The organism is Erythrobacter sp. WG (assembly GCF_026586795.1).
GTDB lineage: Bacteria > Pseudomonadota > Alphaproteobacteria > Sphingomonadales > Sphingomonadaceae > Erythrobacter.
In genome coordinates this window covers 1-16499 of record NZ_JAPFGY010000035.1, presented here as the reverse complement: position 1 = coordinate 16499, position 16499 = coordinate 1, and the positions used below count along the sequence as shown (strand labels likewise).

Below are 16499 nucleotides of genomic sequence, written 5' to 3'. Positions count from 1 at the left end.
GGCGGCATGGGTAAGGCCCTGCCGCGGTGCTGACAACCGAAGCTGGCAGGCTCGGGCGAAGTGCCCACCGAAGGAGGAGGAAAGCATGAACCGCACAGCGATGCGCAAGTATTCCGGGCTGGCGATGCTGCTGCACTGGCTGATTGCGGTGCTGGTGATCGTCGCCTGGCGGATCAGCGAAGCCGCCGAGGAGGCCGCGCGCGCCGATCGCGAGGCGATCATGGCCAACCACTTCGCGATCGGCGTGATCCTCTTCGTGCTGGTGGCGGTGCGGCTGGTGTGGCGGCAGGTGAGCCCGCCGCCAGCGAGCGCCGATCACGCGCCGTGGGAACGCACCTTGGCAAAGGCGGTCCACTTTGCCTTTTACGGGCTGCTGCTGGCGATGCCGATCGCCGGGTGGGTGGCGATCTCGAGCTTCGGGGAGCCCATCGGTGTCTTCGGGCTGTTCACGGTGCCGGCGCTGCCGGTCGGCATCGACGAAGCGCGCGGCGAGGCGATCTTCGAGCTGCATGGCACGGCAGGGATCGCGCTGCTGGTGCTGATTGCCGTCCACGCCCTTGCAGCGCTCAAGCACACCATCGTCGACAAGGATGGCACGCTGCTGCGGATGCTGCCCTTCGGCGCGGTGCGGGGCTGAGCGCCGCGTCAAAGGAAAACCCCGCCGGATCTCTCCGGCGGGGTCCTTCCGGGCTGGCGAAGACCTACCAGAAGAAGCTGTAGATCACGTCTACGACCTCGCCGGTGTAGATATCGACGAGCAGCACATCGTCATAATACCGAACCCACTGGTAAGGCCCGTAGGCCGGGGGGAGGCGATAGGCCCACGGGTCGTTGATGAAGAAGCGCGGCTGGAAGAACAGGCTGTCGAGGAAGAACCCGGCCGACAGCCGGTTGTAGCGATGGCTGCGGAACGGCGCGAAGTAAGGGCCGGGCTGGAACAGCAGGCGGTTGTCGTTGCGCCAGCCGAACCAGTTGTAGCTGCGATTGTTGCGCCAGCGGTTATCCCAGCGGCGGAAATCGCGATTGTCCCAGCCAGGCCGGCCGTTCCAGCCCCAGCGCCAGTCGTCGCGGCGCCAGTTGCGATTGTCCGCCCGGCGCCAGTCATTGCGACGCCAGTCGTCGCGGCGACCGTCGCGCCAGTCATTGCCGCGCCAGTCATTGCCGCGCCAGTCGCTTCTGCGCCCGTTGCGCCAGTCGTCGCCGCGCCCGTCGCGCCAGCCGTCGCGGCCGGTCTGGCGCGCGGCATCGCGGATGCCGGCGCCCCAGCTGCTGTCGCGCCGGGTCTCGACGCCGCGGCCGCGCCAATCCTCGCGCCGCTGGGAGGTGGTGTCGCGGCGCTGGACCTGCCACGCGTCCTGACGGTCCGGGCGAGCGCCCTGGTCTTGCCATCCCGGTTGCCCGGCACGCTCGGCCCCGCGCTGACCCTGCCATCCACCCTGGCCGCGCCACGCGCCATCGCCGCGACGCCAATCGGGGCGCGCGCCGCGATCCGCACGCTCTGCACGGGGGGGAGAGGGGGCGTCGCCTCGGACCGCATCGGCCTGCGCGCGAATTCCGCTGCCGAACCCGCCGCGGCCGCGGCGGTCGTCCCGTTGGCGCTGGGCAAGCGCGGCGCCGGCCTCGATATCGGGATCGATGCGGCTCGGCGGCGTGTAGGCAGGCTGCTGCGGCGGTGCAAAGGCCGGGGCCTGCTGGACGACCTGCTCGAAGCGCGGCGCGGGCGGCTCGAAGCTTGCCGGAGGCGCCATCTCCGCGCGTTCCGGGCCGCCGCCGCGTTCCTCGGGCGCAGCGCGCAGGGGCGGCGGGGCGGGTTCGTCGGGCTGGACCTGGAGCATCTCCTGCGCGGCGGCAGGCAGGGCGGGCGAGACGAGGGCGAGCATCGCGGCAAGCGCCGCGAGGGAAGCGCCCCGCCGTGCCGAAGGGGCAAAGAGGGTCATCATCAGTGTTGCCTCCAGTTGCACCCGCCCACCACGAGCGAATTGTTTGGATGCCTGGCGTTTAGTCCCGGCGATCTGTCGCGCCGATGAACCAGCCTGCCGATGTTCAGAAAAAATCGCTACTGCCTGAATAAACTCGCAGGTGCTTGACCTCGTGCGCGGCGGTGCCATGGGCGGGCGCCATGATCGAAGCCCTCGAAGATTGTCTCGCCGATTGCCGCCGCCATCTGGTCCGGGCCCCGCGCGACCGGCGATCGCCGATGCACACGCCGGTGGTGGTGAGCGGGGATGTCGATGCCCGGGTGATGGTGCTGCGCGCCTTCGATGCGCAAGCTTGGCGCCTGCGCTTCCACACCGACATCCGCGCGCCCAAGGCCGCGGTCTTCGCCGCCGATCCGCGCGCCGCGCTGCTGTTCTACGACAAGGGCGCCAAGGTGCAGATCCGCGCGCGGGGAACGGCTGCGATCATCGCCGAGGGCGCGGAGGTGGATGCGGCCTGGTCGGCCAGCACCAACTTCGCGCGGCGCTGCTATCTCGGTGACGGGCCGGGCGCGGCGAGCGCGGTGCCCACCTCGGGCCTGCCCGCCGCCTTCGAAGGGGCCGAGCCGGATGACCACCAGCTGGTCCCCGCGCGCGCGAATTTCGCGCTGCTGGCGGTGACCCTGACGGCGCTCGACTGGTTCTACCTGGCCCACACCGGCCATCGGCGCGCGCAATTCACCCGGGAAGGCCCGGACGGGGCGTGGGCGGGGCGCTGGGTCTCGCCCTAGGGCCTAGGCCGCAGAGGCCGACGCCGTCGTGGGTGCCGGGGGAGGCAGGAGCCTGATCTCCTCGATCTCGCTCGCCGGCACGACATGATCGCTGCCCCGCGCGACGGCCGCATCGAGCGCGCGCCGGGCCCGCCGCTCGAGCCCTTCGCCGCTCTCGCCGAAGCGCTCGGCCGCCACGCCGAAGCTGGCTGTCAGCCGCACGTCGCTGCCGAGCTGCGGCAGGCGGAGTTGCCCGAGCCCGCGGCCCAACCGCTCGGCCACCCGCACGGCCGCGCCTTCGTCGGCGCCGGGCACGAGGATGCTGACATGGCCGCCCTCGTTCATGGCGACGCGGTCCTGGCGGCGGAGGCCGACCCGCATGACCGCCAGGACGTGGGCGCGCACCGCTTCGGCGGTATCGGGGCTCCAGCGGTTCTCGCCCGTCGCAAGCACGTCGATCCGTCCCTGAAGGACCGCGCTGGAGGCCTGCCGCCGCGCATTGCGGTGCAAGGCAAGATCGACCGCGGTGCCGAGGTTGTCGTGCCGGAGCAGATCACGCAGCGGGTTTCGCCGCGGATCGAACCTCCGTCCGGCGCGCAGGTTGGACAGCCACCCGCCGACCACGGCGCCGCACAGGCAAAGCAGCACCGCCGCTTCGAGCGGAACTTGAATTCCGGATGCCAAGCCTCTGATTCCCTTCGCGACCCTTTTGTGTCGCCAGGGAGATTGACGGAGGCCGGATTAAGACCGCGTAAACATACGCGGGCCTCGACCTGTGTGGCCCCGGCGCCCTTGCCGGCGCCACACAGGCGTCGAGACGGTCAGCGCGTCAGTTTCTTGTAGGCGAGGCGCGTCGGACGGTCAGCCGCGTCGCCGAGGCGGCGGCGCTTGTCTTCCTCGTAGGCTTCGAAGTTGCCTTCAAACCACTCCACGTGGCTGTTGCCTTCGAATGCCAGGATATGGGTGGCGAGGCGATCGAGGAAGAAGCGGTCGTGGCTGATGACCACGGCGCAGCCCGCGAAGTTCTCGATCGCGTCCTCGAGCGCCGCGAGCGTCTCGACGTCGAGATCGTTGGTCGGCTCGTCGAGCAGCAGCACGTTGCCGCCAGCTTTAAGCATCTTGGCCATGTGCACGCGGTTGCGCTCGCCGCCCGAGAGCTTGCCGACGTTCTTCTGCTGGTCCGCGCCCTTGAAGTTGAAGGCGCCGACATAGGCACGCGTGCTCATGTCCTGGCCGTTGACCTTCATGTAGTCGAGCCCGTCGCTGATCTCCTGCCAGACGTTGTTGGCCGGGTTCAGGTGGTCGCGGCTCTGGTCGACATAGCCGAGGTGCACGGTCGAGCCGATCTCGATCGTGCCGCTGTCGGGCTGTTCCTTGCCGGTGAGGATCTTGAACAGCGTCGACTTGCCCGCGCCGTTCGGCCCGATCACGCCGACGATCCCGCCCGGGGGGAGGATGAAGCTGAGGTTCTCGAACAACAGCTTGTCGCCATAGGCCTTGGTGATGTTCTTCGCCTCGATCACCTTGCCGCCGAGGCGCTCGGGCACCTGGATGACGATCTGCGCCTTGCCGACCTGGCGGTTGTCCTGGCTGTTCTGGAGTTCCTCGAACTTGCGGATGCGCGCCTTGGACTTGGTCTGCCTTGCAGCAGGCGTCTGGCGAATCCACTCGAGCTCGCGCGCCAGCGCCTTCTGCTTGCCGCTCTCCTCGCGGCTTTCCTGCTCGAGGCGCTTGGCCTTCTTCTCGAGGTAGGTCGAGTAATTGCCCTCGTAGGGGTAGTAGGAGCCGCGATCGAGCTCGAGGATCCACTCGACCACATTGTCGAGGAAGTAGCGGTCGTGGGTGATCATCAGCACCGCGCCGGCATATTCCTTGAGGTGGTTCTCCAGCCACTGCACCGACTCCGCGTCGAGGTGGTTGGTGGGCTCGTCGAGCAGCAGGATGGAGGGCTTCTGGATAAGCAGCCGGGTGAGCGCGACGCGGCGCTTCTCGCCCCCGGAGAGATCCTTGACCGGCCAGTCGCCCGGCGGGCAGCGCAGGGCCTCCATCGCCACTTCGAGCTGGTTGTCGAGCGTCCAGCCATCGACCGCGTCGATCTTGTCCTGGAGTTCGCCCATCTCGGCGCCCAGGGTCTCGAAGTCGGCATCGGGCTCGCACATCAGCGCGCTGATCTCGTTGAAGCGGTCGACCATGTCGGCGATCCCGCGTGCGCCGTCCTTGACGTTTTCGAGCACGGTCTTGCTCGTGTCGAGCTCCGGCTCCTGCTCAAGATAGCCGACGGTGATGTTCTCGCCCGGCCAGGCCTCGCCGGTGAAGTCCTTGTCGATCCCGGCCATGATCTTGATGAGCGTCGACTTGCCCGCGCCGTTGGGGCCGACGATGCCGATCTTGGCGCCCTGATAGAACTGCAGGTTGATGTTCGAGAGCACCGGCTTCTGGGCGCCGGGGAAGCTCTTGGTCATGCCCTTCATGACATAGGCGTATTGGGCGGCCATCGGTTCGGTCCTTCGGATGGAAATGGGGATGGGGAGGTTTGCCCGCGCAGATAGGGAAGGGGAGGGGCAAGGGCAAGCGGCTAGACAGCCGCGCGGGGCGGGCTTAGCACCCCTTCCCATGAACCGCACCATGACCGCGCTCGCCGCGCTTTCGCTCAGCCTTCCCGCCCTCGCCAAGACCCCGCCGCCGCCGTCCGCGCCGAGCCTCGAACAGGTGGCGGACGAAGCGCTCACCGGCGATACCGCCGCGTGGGATTTCGTCGAGGGGATCACCACCGAGGTCGGCGCGCGGCAGGCCGGAACCGAGGCCGAGGCGCGCGGGCGGGCCTGGGCTGCGGCCTGGCTGAAGGCGCGGGGTTTCAGGAATGTCGCGATCGAGCCCTACATGATGCCCACCTGGGTGCCTGGCGAGCCGGGGCGGGCCGAGATCGTCAGCCCCTTCCCGCAGAGCCTCGCGGTCGCGCCGCTGGGCGACAGCGCCTCGACGGGGCCGGAAGGGATCACCGCCGAAGTGGTGATGTTCAGGAGCGTCGCCGAATTGCAGGCCGCCCCGGCGGGGAGCCTTGCGGGCAAGATCGCCTTCGTCAGCAACGCCATGACCCGCACCCAGGACGGCAGCCAGTATGGCTTTGCCGGCCCGACGCGCTGGGTCGCCTCGGGCATCGCTGCGAGCAAGGGCGCGGTGGCCACGGTCATCAAGTCGGTCGGCACCGACGATCACCGCAACCCGCACACCGGGGGCACCTCCTTCCCGCAAGGGGTGAAGCCGACGCCGGCCGGCGCGCTCAGCAATCCCGATGCGGCGAACCTCGAGCGGATGTTCAAGCGTGCGGGCGGCAAGCCGATCACCATGAAGCTGGTGCTGACCCCGCGCAGCCTCGGGCAGACCGAGAGCGGCAATGTCGTGGGCGAGATCGTCGGGCGCAATCCCTCGCTCCCGCCGGTGCTGATCGCCTGCCACCTCGACAGCTGGTGGCTGGGCACCGGGGCGGTTGACGACGGGGCGGGCTGCGGGATCATCGCGGCGGCCGCGCTCAATGTCGCCCGGGCCGGCGCGCCCTTGCGCACCGTGCGCGTGCTCTTCGCGGGCGCAGAGGAGACCGGACTGTGGGGCAGCAAGGCCTACAGCGCGGCGCATATCGACGAGCCGATGGCCGTCGGCCTCGAGAGCGATTTCGGCGCGGACCGGATTTGGCGCTTCGATTCGAACTTCCGCGAGACCAACCCGGCCCTGCATCGGACCATCGCGGGTGCGGTGGCGCGCTTCGGCGTGTCGAGCGGCACCGAGACCGCCGGCGGCGGTGCGGACATCCAGATCGTCAAGGACCAGAAGGGCGCGATCATCGATCTCCAGCAGGACGGCACCCGCTATTTCGACCTGCATCACACCCCGGACGACACGCTCGACAAGATCGATCCCGTCCAGCTGCGCCAGAACGTCGCGGTGTGGACGCAGGTGGTTGGCATCCTCGCCGCGCAGGAGACCGCGATCCTGACGGGCACGCCGGTCCCCGCCGCGCCGCCGGTCATGCAAGGCAAGAAGTAGCCTAGGCCGCCCGGCTCAGGCTGAGATCGAAGCGCGGCGGCCCGCCCCGGCCCCGCTCGCCCACGGCGAACTGCGCCAGCGCGCCGTTGAGCAGGCCGGCCTCGCGCGTCAGCGAGGTCGCGGCGGCGGTGCACTGTTCGGCCATCGCCGCGTTCTGCTGCGTCGAGCGGTCGAGCTCGCCGACCACCGCCGTGATCTGCGAGAGGTTCTCGGCCTGCGACGCGGCGCTGTCGGCGAGCGCCTGGATCGCGCCCGAGAGCTGTTCGATATCGCTGTTGATCGCCGCGAAGGCATCGCCGCTGCGACCCACAAGGTCGACGCCCTTGCCGACCTGCACCGAGCTCGCCGAGATCAGCGCCTTCACCTCGTCGGCCGCTTCGGCGCAGCGCTGGGCGAGCGCGCGGACCTCGTTGGCGACGACCGCGAAGCCCTTGCCCGCCTCCCCGGCGCGGGCTGCCTCCACCCCGGCGTTCAATGCCAGCAGGTTGGTCTGGAAGGAGATGCTCTCGATCACTGCGATGATCGAGGTGATCTCCTGCGAGGAGCTTTCGATCTGCTGCATCGCCCCGACCGCCTCGCGGACGATCTGCGAGCCGTCCGCGGCGCGGGCGGTGGTGTCGTTGATGGTCCGGCGCGCGCCGGCACTCGTGGCCGCACTCTGCTGGACACTGGTGTTGATCGCGCTGATCGAGGCGGCGGTCTCTTCGAGGTTGGCCGCCTGTTCCTCGGTGCGCCGCGACAGGTCGTCGGCGGCCGAACGGATTTCGCTGGCGCCGCTGGTCATCGAATCCATGCCCGTGACGACATGCCCGATCGTTCCGGCAAGAACGGTCAGCGCGGCGTTGAAGTCGCGTTCGACCTGCGCATATTCGGGCGGGAAGCCGTCGATCCGGGCTGTGAGGTCCCCGTCCGCGACCTGCTTGAGCGCCGTGCCGAGCTTGCCGCTGACGAGCGTGCGCACCCGCTCTTCGGAATCGTGGAAATAGCCCGACAGCGCCAGGTCGATGTCGAGCAGCGCCACCTTGACCAGCGTCGCCACCTGCCGCGCCTGCGCCCGGCGCCACGGCAGCCAGGCCCGCCAGCCGGGCGCGATGATCGCGGTGATCAGCTCGTCGAGCACCAGGCCATAGGCGCCGACATACCACTTGGGCTCGAGCCCGATGCGGGCGTGGACATTGCCGATCCGGACGGCGCGATCATAGAAGCGCTGGTCGACCCCGTCGCGGAACACCGCGGTCCAGTGTTCGGCCTGCATCGCCTTGGCACGGGCCATCTGCTGCGGGTTCTGGAAATGCGCCGACAACTCGCGCCGAGCCGCGATGATGCGGTAGAAGCCGTCGAGTGCACCCTCGAGCCTCCGTTTCAAGGCGCGGCCCACCCCGCCCAGGACGGACGGAGGGACAGCAGCGAGGCCATAGTAGTCGAGACGTTCCTTGAGTTGATCGGACGACATTTGCGCTCTCCATCTTGAGCTGACAGTGCGACCTTTCCACGATTTTGCCGCCGAGCTGATCCCGGCCGGCTCGGATGTCAGGCTGCGCGGCTCAAGGCGGTGAGGGGCGCGACCGCCACCTCCCCGCGCCGGAAGCGTGCAACCTGGGCATTCAGTTCTTCGGCGCCGCGCAGCAATTCGCGCGAGGCGGCGCTGGTTTGTTCGGCCATTGCCGCATTCTGCTGCATCCCGCGATCGAGCAGGTTCATCGCCGCATCGATCTCGCGGATCGCCTTCAGCGTGCCGTCAGAACCCAGCGCGATCCGGTCGACCTGCTGGGCAATGTCCGAGAAACGCGCGACGAGCGAGGCGAGCAGGCTCACCATTTGCTGCACCCGGGTGACGCCGAGCGCGACCTCGTCCTTGGAAGTGGCGACCATCTGCTTGATCGCGCTCGCCGACTGCGCGGATCGCTGGGCGAGTTCGCGGACCTCGTTCGCGACGACCGCAAAGCCCTTGCCCGCCTCCCCGGCGCGCGCGGCCTCGACGCCGGCATTCAGGGCAAGGAGGTTGGTCTGGAAGGCGATCGAATCGATGAACGCAATCATCTCGCCGATCTCGGCCGAGGAGGTCTCGATCCGGTTCATCGCTTCCACCGCGCCGGCAATATCCGCCGCGCCGCCATCGGCATCGGCCTTGGCGCCGAGCGCGGTGCTACGGGTTTCCGCCCAGAGCAGCGCCTGCCCTTCGATCGCACGCAGCAGTTCGCCGGCGGTGCGGGCGACGGTCTCGATCGCGGCGGTCTGCTGTTCGGTCTTGCCGGCAAGATCGCCCGATGCCTCGCGCAGCTCATGCGCGCCGCTCGACACGCGCTCGGCGGTGAGCGCGACGGTGCTGACCAGCTGACCCAATGCGGTGCAGCTATCGTTGAGCAACGTGCGGGCGCGGTCATACTCGCCGGGAAACGGTGTCTCGAGCCGGCTCGACAAGTCGCCCGCAGCCAGGGCGCGCAGCCGCTCGCTCAGTCCGGCGAGGACGAGGCGCTGCTCTGCGGATATGGCTTCGCGTTCGGCATGGCGTTCGGCCTCGCGCGCGATCTCGGCGTCGCGCGCGTTGGAGAGGCCGCGGATCAGGACCTCGAATTGCCGGCACAAGGCGATCAGCACCCCCGCCTCGACCAGCACGATCACGGCATGAAGCACCACGCGCGCAAGATCCGGTCCGTCGGGGAAGACATAGGCAGGGGCTAGGAAGTTGAGAGCGAGGTGATGGAGCGCAGTCACCACCGTGCCGATCACGATCACCCGCCAGTCGGCCAGCGCCGCGAGCACCGCAAGGAAGGCGAAGAACACCATGTGCATGTCCATGATCCACCCGGTGGTGCTTGCCATCGCCAGCATCAGCCCGGCGAGCAAGGGGTAGGTCACGGCAATGACGATGCGCGCGAGGGGATCGCATCGGCGCCGGTAAGCGAACCACGAGGGCGCGGCGACGAGCAGCCCGGCACTCAGCGCGACGAGCGGCGCCCCGCCGACCAGCCCCCAGATCACCAGCAGGCCGCCGATACAGCCGGCCAGCGCACCGACCACCCTGACGCCGCTTTCGCGCAGTTTGCGCATATCATCGATGGCGTTGTCGGTCACGGTGTCCTCCGAGGCTGGCAGGTGGCGGCGCGCGCGCCGATCGGGACAAGTCCAGCGCTGAGCGCGCGCAGCAAGCTGCGGTTATCGGGAAAACGGGCAACGATGCGGTCCCTCGCCGTATCGAGCTCTAGCACGGCGATGCCCTCGCGCTGCGTCCAGCCGATGACCCCCCTGAGGTCGTCCCCCGCAACCGGCACGAGGATCGCGGCCTGCCCGGCGCGAGGCCAGACGGTCGCTGCCGCCAGCGCCAGCACCACGGCAACTGCGTGCAGGGCGACAAGGGCGCGGTCAGGGCACATCGGCTCCCTCGAGTGCGAGGCGCAGCGTCCCAAGCCGGATATCAGCGACGGCCTCCGCAGGGTCCTGCGCAGTCAGAACGACGGCCATCTCCCGCAGCGACTGGGCGAGCCGGTCGATCTGCTGGAGTTGCACCAGGTAGCTGCCCGCCACCGCCGCATCGCTGCACAGCACCATGCCGAACTGCTCGGACTGCTCCGCCAGACTCGCCAGCTGCGCGGCGATCAGGCCAAGCAATGCCGCGGAATGCGGGGCGGGCGTTGCGCCGGACGGAGCGGTCATGATCAGGCCGCCAGCTCGAACGGCTCGTCCGCCATCAGGCGGGCCAGATCGAGCACCATCACCATGTCCTCGCCCAGCGGGGCGATGCCTTCGAGGAAGTGGGTGATGGTCTCGTGCCCCATCGCATCGGGCTGCTGGAGCGTGCCGGTCTCGATCGAGACGATGTCGGCGACGTCGTGGACGATGAGGCCGCGCATCTGGCCCTGATGCTCGATGACGATGATGGGATTGCGGGGGGTCGCTTCGGTCGGGGTCCAGCCAAGCCGCGCGGCAAGGTCGATCACCGGCAGCACCGCGCCGCGCAGGTTGACGACGCCCGCGACATAATCGGGCACGCGCGGCAGGCGGGTGACGGGCGACCAGGCGCGGATCTCGCGCACGGTCATGATGTCGATGCCGAAGCGCTGGTTGGCGATGCCGAAGGTGATCAGTTCGTGGCGCATGAGTTCAGGTTCCCGGCGGGTCAGGTCAATGGATCACGCGGCGCAGCGCGGCGGTGAGCTTGTCGGCGTCGAACGGCTTGACGATCCACCCCGTCGCCCCGGCATTGCGGGCGCGCTGCTTCTTTTCCTCCGAGCTTTCGGTGGTCAGCACCAGGATCGGCCGTTCGGCATGGAGCGCGCTGGTGCGCAGCTTCTCGATCAGGCCGAACCCGTCGAGGCGCGGCATATTGATGTCGGTGATGATCACGTCGACCTCGTTGGAGGCGAGCCATTCGAGCGCTTCCTGCCCGTCCTCGCACTGTTCCACAGCGAAGCCGCGCGAGGTGAGCGCGCCCAGCAGGAGGGCGCGCATCGAGGCACTGTCGTCGACCGTGAGCACACGGATGGGGGCAGGGGTGCTGGCTTGCATGATGGGCTCCGTTTCGATCTAGAATAGCTCGACCGTCCCAAGCGCCGATTGCGGGCGCCCCACTGGTTTTTCCGTAGGGGCGACATCGGAGGGCACGAGCCGGGCGCGAACCTGGCCGCTCGCCGGGCGGAACTGGATACGGCGCGCCTGGGTCCCCTCGAGGTCCTCGAAGACCTTGGGGATGCCCTCGCGCTCGAGGAACTGGCGGGCGAAGACGGCATTGGCGGTGCCGATGGGCGACAGGTCGGGGTTGAGGTTGGCCCCGCCGTAAAGCCGCGCGCGCATCCGGCTCTTGCGCGCGCCGAGCCCGAGCATCTCGTTGATCAGCAGCTCCATGAGGAACAGCCCGTAGTCGCTGTCGAAGGCGCCGGAACGGGCATGGGCAGGCGGTTCGGCGAGGAGGAAGTGGTTCATGCCCCCCACCCGCGCCACGGGATCGAACAGGCAGGTCGCCACGCAACTGCCGAGGATCGTGCTCATCTCGACGCGCGGATCGGCGCTTGCCTTGGCCTCGCCCTGGACGATCGTCATGCGGATCACCTCTAGCGCGCCGGGTGCGGCGGCGTGCAGGGCGATGGGGGACATATCGCTCATGGCACCGCTCCCGCGCCGGCGGGGGCGAAGATGGCGGACGCGATGCGCTCGAGCGGCAGGACCTCGCGTGCCGCGCCCAGCTCGATCGCGGCGCGCGGCATCCCGAAGACGACGCAGCTCGCCTGATCCTGGGCGATGGTGTGCGCGCCGATGCTGGCGAGCTGGACCATGCCCTGCGCCCCGTCCTGCCCCATGCCGGTCAGCAGCACGCCCAGCCCCCGCTCCCCGCGCGCTGGCCCCAGCGTGCTTGCGAGCGAGGCGAACAGCCGGTCGACGCTCGGCCGGTGCCCGGCGACAGGCTCGCCCTCGCGCAGCACGCAGCGCATCCCGCGCGCGCCCGCCGATGCGACCTGGAGATGGCGTTCGTTGTCCGGGGCAAGCAGGACCATGCCGCGCTCGAGCGGCATATCGCTTTCGGCGAGCATCACCTTCGGACGCACCGCGCGGTCGAAGGACTGGGCGATCGCGCCTGCGAAGCAGCCGTTGATGTGCTGGACGATCAGGGTCGGCGGGCAGTCTGCGGGAAACCCGGCGAGCACGGTGTGGAGCGCCTCGACCCCGCCGGTCGAGGCCCCGATCACGATCACCTCGGGCCGTCCCTTATCCCCGGCATGGGCGCTGCCGCTGGTGAGACCGGAGGCCGCCGGAGGGGCGGGGGACGCGGAGGCTGGCGGCGTGCGGGCGGCGACCGGCACGAAGCGCACCCGCGCGGCTTCGCGCACCATGGCGACGAGCGCGCCGTCGTCGGCCTCGGACGGGTTCATCTTGAGCTGCGACTTGGGGATGCACCCGATCGCGCCGAGCTGTAGCCCGCGCGCCGTGGCGCTCGCGCCGGCCTCGGTCGCGCCGGAGACGAGGATCACCGGGGTGGGGCGCAGTTCCATGATCTTCTGGAGGAAGGACAGCCCGTCCATCCCCGGCATCTCGATGTCGAGCGTCACCACGTCCGGGTCGAGCGCCTTGATCAGTTGCCGCGCCTCGGCGGCGTTGGCGGCGGTGCCGGCGATGGTGATGTCGGCCTCGCGTTCGAGCCGGTGCTGAAGCAGCGCGCGCATCAGCGGGCTGTCGTCGACGATCAGGACCCGGATGCTCATGCCGCCATGCTCCGCCGGTAGATCGTGGGGCCGACCGGATCGAGCAGCGCGGTGGCCGGACCGCTGACCCGCTCGGAATGGCCGATATAGAGGAAGCCCCCGGGAACCAGCTGGCGGGCGAAGCGCTCGACCAGCCGTTCCTTGGTGGGGGTGTCGAAATAGATCATCACGTTGCGGCAGAAGATCACGTCGAAGGGCCGCTGCATCGGCCAGTCGGCCATCAGGTTGAGCACGCGGAAGCGGACTAGCGCCTGCAGCGCAGGGGCGATCGCGAGCCGCGGCTCGCCGCCCGGGCCGTTCGCAGCCACGCACCACAGCCGCCGCAGCGTCTCGGGCAGGGCATCGAGGCTCCCGGCCGGATAGCTCGCCTCCCGCGCGCCGGCGAGGGCATTGACCGAAATGTCGCTGGCAAGCGCCAGCAGCTTGCTGCGCGCGATCCTGAGGCCTTCGTCGAGCGATGGGCCGAGCAGCACCATCAACAGGGTCCAGATCTCCTCGCCGGTCGAACAGCCCGCCGACCAGATCCGCACCGGCGCATCGGCCAGCGCGCGGCGGACCAGATCGGGCCGCACCACGGCTTCAAAATGCTCGAAGTGATGCGGCTCGCGGTGGAAATAGGTGTGGTTCGTGGTGAGCGCGGCGATCACCTCGGTGAGGGTCTGCCGATCGCCCGCAAGCGCGTCGAGGAACGCGCCGAAGCTCGTCAGCCCGCTGCGCCGCACCAGCGGGGCGAGGCGCGAATAGGCCAGCATCTTTTTGCGCTCGGACAGCACGATGCCGCATTCGGCATGGATCAGCGCCGCGATGCGGCGGAAATCGGCGTCGCTGTAGATCGCCGGGCTCACCCCGGGGACCGTGCTTGCACCAGACGCTTCGGCGAAGACCCCGTCCATCGTCACGCCGCGACCGGCAGCACCGCACCGGCGGCGCGGCGCGCGGCGGTGCTGGCGATGAAGTCGACGTCGACGATCAGAGCGACCTTGCCGTTGCCGAGGATCGTCGCCCCGGCGACCGAGTCGATCTGGCGGTAGTGCGCATCAAGCGCCTTGATGACGAACTGGCGCTGGTCGGTGATGGCATCGACCAGCAGCGCGGCGCGGCCGTGGCCTTCGGTCTCGACCAGGACCAGCACGCCCTCGCACGGATCGGCGGCAGCGCCCTCGGCGCCGGTCAGCACCCCCAGCGGCACGATCGGCACGAAGCTGCCGCGCGCGTTCAGGACCTGCGCGGCGGTGCCCATGCCCTTGACGTCCGCCGGGGTGGGCCGGAGGCTCTCGATGACGTGGGTGAGCGGGATGACCAGCGACTGGTCGCCGACCTGCACGATCATCCCGTCGGAAATCGCCAGGGTCAACGGCAGGGCGAGGCTGAAGGTCGTGCCCTTGCCGGGGGCGCTCTCGATGGTGATCCGCCCGCCCAAGTCCTTCACGTTCTGCTTGACGACATCCATGCCGACCCCGCGGCCCGAAATGTTCGAAACCTGCGCGGCGGTCGAGAACCCGGGCGCGAAGATCAGCTGGTGGATGTCCTCGTCGGAAAGCTGCTCTTCGGGTGCGACCAGTCCTTGGGAAATCGCCTTCGCCAGCACCCGCTCGCGGTCGATCCCGCGTCCATCGTCGGCGATGCGGATGATGATGCGGCCCGCTTTCTGCTCGGCCGAGAGTGTGAGCGTGCCTTCGGGGTCCTTGCCCGCCGCGCGGCGCTCCTCGGGCGGCTCGATCCCGTGGTCGACGGCGTTGCGGATGAGGTGGGTCATCGGCTCGGACAGGCGCTCGATCACGGTCTTGTCGAGCTCGGTCGTCTCGCCCGCGACCTCGAGCTTGACGTGCTTGCCGGTCGAGGCTCCGAGCTCGCGCAGCAGGCGCGGCACACGCCCGAACACCGAGCTGATCGGCTGGGCGCGGAAGGCCATGGCGTGCTCCTGGATGTCGCGCACCAGTCCGTCGATCAGGGCCAGTTCCTCGATATGCGCGAGATTCTCGTTGGTGAGGCGCTGGGCGAGCATCGCCTGGGCGATCACCAGCTCGCCGACGCCGTCGATCAGCATATCGAGCTTGCGCAAGTCGATGCGGACCGACTGGTTGGCCGGCGCATGAGTCGCCGTGCCGGCCGCTGCGGCAGCGACCGGAGGCGCGCTCGCGGCGGCATCGCCGGGGGTCGGGTGGAGGGGCGTCGGCGCACCGCGCGGGGCAAGCGCAGGTTCCCCGCCGGCCGCTGTCGCGGGGCGCGGGGGAGCGGCGGGGGCGGCGATGCGCGGCGGCGGCATCGTGCCGTCCGGCCCGAAGGCGAGCGAGACCTCGTCGCCGACAAAATCGAAGATTTCCGCAACGCTCTCGCGGCTCACGCGGCCGGGCACCCGGAAGGTCCAGCCGAGATAGCCTTGTTCGACCATCAGCCGCTCGAAGGTGGGGACAGCGGCGATGTCGCAGGCCTCGCAGGTTCCGCCGAGATCGGTCAACTCGCGCAGCCACAGCAGCGGCTCGCTGCCCTTGGTCATGGCGCCCGCATGGGGGCGAATATGGACGAGCCAGCCGTCATCCTCCCCTTCGCCGGGAACGGAAGGGGCAGGTGCTGCGAGTTCGTCGAGCAGCGCGTCGAGATCGTCGAAGGCGGGTGACGGGGCGGCCTCTGGCGCAGCCGTGCTCGCGCCCCCGCCGTTCTCGGCCAGCGCCGCCTCGAGCCGGGCGAGCAGCTCCGCGTCCTCGGGCGGGGTGCCGCCACTGCGCGCGGCCTCGACATGGTCGCGCAGGCAATCGAGCGCGCTCAGCAGCAGGTCGACCAGCGCCGGCTCCAGCGGCACCTTGCCCTCCCGCACGTCGGCGAGCAGGGTCTCGAAGCCGTGGGTGAAAGCCTGGAGCGGCAGGTAGCCGAATGCGCCCGCGCCGCCCTTGACCGAATGCACCCCGCGGAAGATCGCGTTGATGGTTTCTGCGTCGTGGGTTCCTTCACGGCAGGCCGCGAGACCCGTCTCGGCGGCTTCGAGGGCTTCCTCGCATTCGACGAAGAAAATTTGTTGGATGTCGTCCTCGGTCATGCCGCGAGGCCCCCTTCCATGATGATATGTTCAAGCCCGGTCAGCGCGAGCGCCGCGCAGAACGCGTCGCTGGGGTGGTGGACCGCGATGCCGCCTTCGCTTCTTGCCGCCGAAACAAGCAGTTGCAGCATGGCCTGACCGATTTTCGCGACCCGCCCCGCGTCGATCGCGAGCGGTGCCGCGCCGAGGCTCTCGGCGATTTCCGGGTAGAGCGCGGCGGCGGCGGCGCGGTCGCAGATGGGGGGCAGAGCGATCATCTTGGGCCACCTCATGTCCGTTTGCGGGGGGTCTGACGGGGGTCTAGCGGGGGTCTGGGCGGGGTCTGGGCGGGGGCAGGACGGGGCCAAACGGGGGCTGGCCCCCCGCTGGCGCGGGCTAGAATTCGCTCCAGTCGTCCTCGTCGGGCAGGGCCGAAAGCGCCGGCGATGGGGCAGGCGGCGCTGCGGCAACAGTCGCGGGTGCGACCTTGCGCGCGAGGTTGCCCGTGACCGTTTGCGGCGGGAGCGGCGGGAGCGGCGGGGGCGGTGCGGGCACGGCCCTGCGC

At 69.5% G+C, this 16499-nt stretch carries 17 protein-coding genes; 3 read left to right on the top strand and 14 right to left on the bottom strand.

Translation table 11 applies throughout. The features are described 5' to 3' along the window. Nucleotides 1-85: 85 nt before the first annotated feature. Nucleotides 86-637, top strand: coding sequence for a cytochrome b (locus tag OPU67_RS14590; RefSeq protein ID WP_267620899.1), 552 nt, complete (start codon nt 86-88; stop codon nt 635-637). A gap of 64 nt (nt 638-701) precedes the next feature. On the opposite strand, the gene OPU67_RS14585 is transcribed toward OPU67_RS14590, so the two are convergent. Beyond that, on the bottom strand, nt 702-1940 hold the full coding sequence (locus tag OPU67_RS14585) for an RcnB family protein (protein WP_267620897.1): 1239 nt from the start codon (nt 1938-1940) through the stop codon (nt 702-704). A 179-nt stretch (nt 1941-2119) separates the two neighbouring features. Between OPU67_RS14585 and OPU67_RS14580 the strand changes: the two genes are divergently transcribed. Further along, nucleotides 2120-2707 (top strand): pyridoxamine 5'-phosphate oxidase family protein, encoded by a 588-nt coding sequence (locus OPU67_RS14580; RefSeq protein WP_267620895.1) that lies wholly within the window; start codon nt 2120-2122, stop codon nt 2705-2707. A gap of 3 nt (nt 2708-2710) precedes the next feature. Here OPU67_RS14580 and OPU67_RS14575 read toward each other — a convergent pair whose 3' ends face one another. Next, complete coding sequence (locus OPU67_RS14575) at nt 2711-3370, bottom strand: diguanylate cyclase domain-containing protein (RefSeq protein WP_267620893.1); 660 nt, start codon at nt 3368-3370, stop codon at nt 2711-2713. Nucleotides 3371-3507: 137 nt separating this feature from the next. Beyond that, the gene (gene ettA / locus OPU67_RS14570; protein WP_267620891.1) at nt 3508-5181 is read right to left on the bottom strand and encodes an energy-dependent translational throttle protein EttA; all 1674 of its coding nucleotides are present in this window, start codon (nt 5179-5181) and stop codon (nt 3508-3510) included. Nucleotides 5182-5299: 118 nt separating this feature from the next. On the opposite strand from ettA, the gene OPU67_RS14565 reads away from it, so the two are divergent. Beyond that, complete coding sequence (locus OPU67_RS14565) at nt 5300-6727, top strand: M20/M25/M40 family metallo-hydrolase (RefSeq protein ID WP_267620889.1); 1428 nt, start codon at nt 5300-5302, stop codon at nt 6725-6727. Between the two features lies 1 nt (nt 6728). Here the strand turns inward: OPU67_RS14565 and OPU67_RS14560 are convergent, their stop codons facing one another. The 11 genes from OPU67_RS14560 to OPU67_RS14510 all read right to left on the bottom strand — a co-directional run bounded on the left by OPU67_RS14560 (nt 6729) and on the right by OPU67_RS14510 (nt 16212). Then, nucleotides 6729-8180 carry a methyl-accepting chemotaxis protein gene (locus tag OPU67_RS14560; protein ID WP_267620887.1) on the bottom strand — a complete coding sequence of 484 codons (1452 nt, stop codon included), beginning with the start codon at nt 8178-8180 and terminating at the stop codon, nt 6729-6731. Nucleotides 8181-8257: 77 nt separating this feature from the next. Next, entirely contained in the window at nt 8258-9802 is a 1545-nt protein-coding gene (locus OPU67_RS14555; protein WP_267620885.1) for a methyl-accepting chemotaxis protein, read from the bottom strand. Then, nucleotides 9799-10101 (bottom strand): hypothetical protein, encoded by a 303-nt coding sequence (locus tag OPU67_RS14550; RefSeq protein WP_267620883.1) that lies wholly within the window; start codon nt 10099-10101, stop codon nt 9799-9801. Before OPU67_RS14550 ends, OPU67_RS14555 begins: the two co-directional genes overlap by 4 nt. Further along, the gene (locus OPU67_RS14545; protein ID WP_267620881.1) at nt 10091-10381 is read right to left on the bottom strand and encodes a hypothetical protein; all 291 of its coding nucleotides are present in this window, start codon (nt 10379-10381) and stop codon (nt 10091-10093) included. The genes OPU67_RS14550 and OPU67_RS14545 overlap by 11 nt, the downstream gene beginning before the upstream one ends. A gap of 2 nt (nt 10382-10383) precedes the next feature. Then, nucleotides 10384-10824, bottom strand: a complete 441-nt coding sequence (locus tag OPU67_RS14540; RefSeq protein WP_267620879.1) for a chemotaxis protein CheW — start codon at nt 10822-10824, stop codon at nt 10384-10386. Between the two features lie 25 nt (nt 10825-10849). Continuing rightward, a complete protein-coding gene (locus tag OPU67_RS14535; protein ID WP_267620878.1) occupies nt 10850-11233 on the bottom strand; it encodes a response regulator in 384 nt (127 codons plus the stop codon). Nucleotides 11234-11251: 18 nt separating this feature from the next. Next, complete coding sequence (locus OPU67_RS14530; protein WP_267620877.1) at nt 11252-11827, bottom strand: chemotaxis protein CheD; 576 nt, start codon at nt 11825-11827, stop codon at nt 11252-11254. After that, the gene (gene cheB, locus OPU67_RS14525) at nt 11824-12921 is read right to left on the bottom strand and encodes a chemotaxis-specific protein-glutamate methyltransferase CheB (protein WP_267620876.1); all 1098 of its coding nucleotides are present in this window, start codon (nt 12919-12921) and stop codon (nt 11824-11826) included. The genes OPU67_RS14530 and cheB overlap by 4 nt, the downstream gene beginning before the upstream one ends. After that, nucleotides 12918-13814, bottom strand: a complete 897-nt coding sequence (locus OPU67_RS14520) for a CheR family methyltransferase (RefSeq protein WP_267620875.1) — start codon at nt 13812-13814, stop codon at nt 12918-12920. Before OPU67_RS14520 ends, cheB begins: the two co-directional genes overlap by 4 nt. Before the next feature lie 2 nt (nt 13815-13816). Beyond that, nucleotides 13817-15955, bottom strand: coding sequence for a chemotaxis protein CheA (locus OPU67_RS14515; RefSeq protein WP_267620874.1), 2139 nt, complete (start codon nt 15953-15955; stop codon nt 13817-13819). Further along, on the bottom strand, nt 15952-16212 hold the full coding sequence (locus OPU67_RS14510) for an STAS domain-containing protein (RefSeq protein ID WP_267620873.1): 261 nt from the start codon (nt 16210-16212) through the stop codon (nt 15952-15954). The genes OPU67_RS14515 and OPU67_RS14510 overlap by 4 nt, the downstream gene beginning before the upstream one ends. Nucleotides 16213-16499 lie beyond the last annotated feature (287 nt).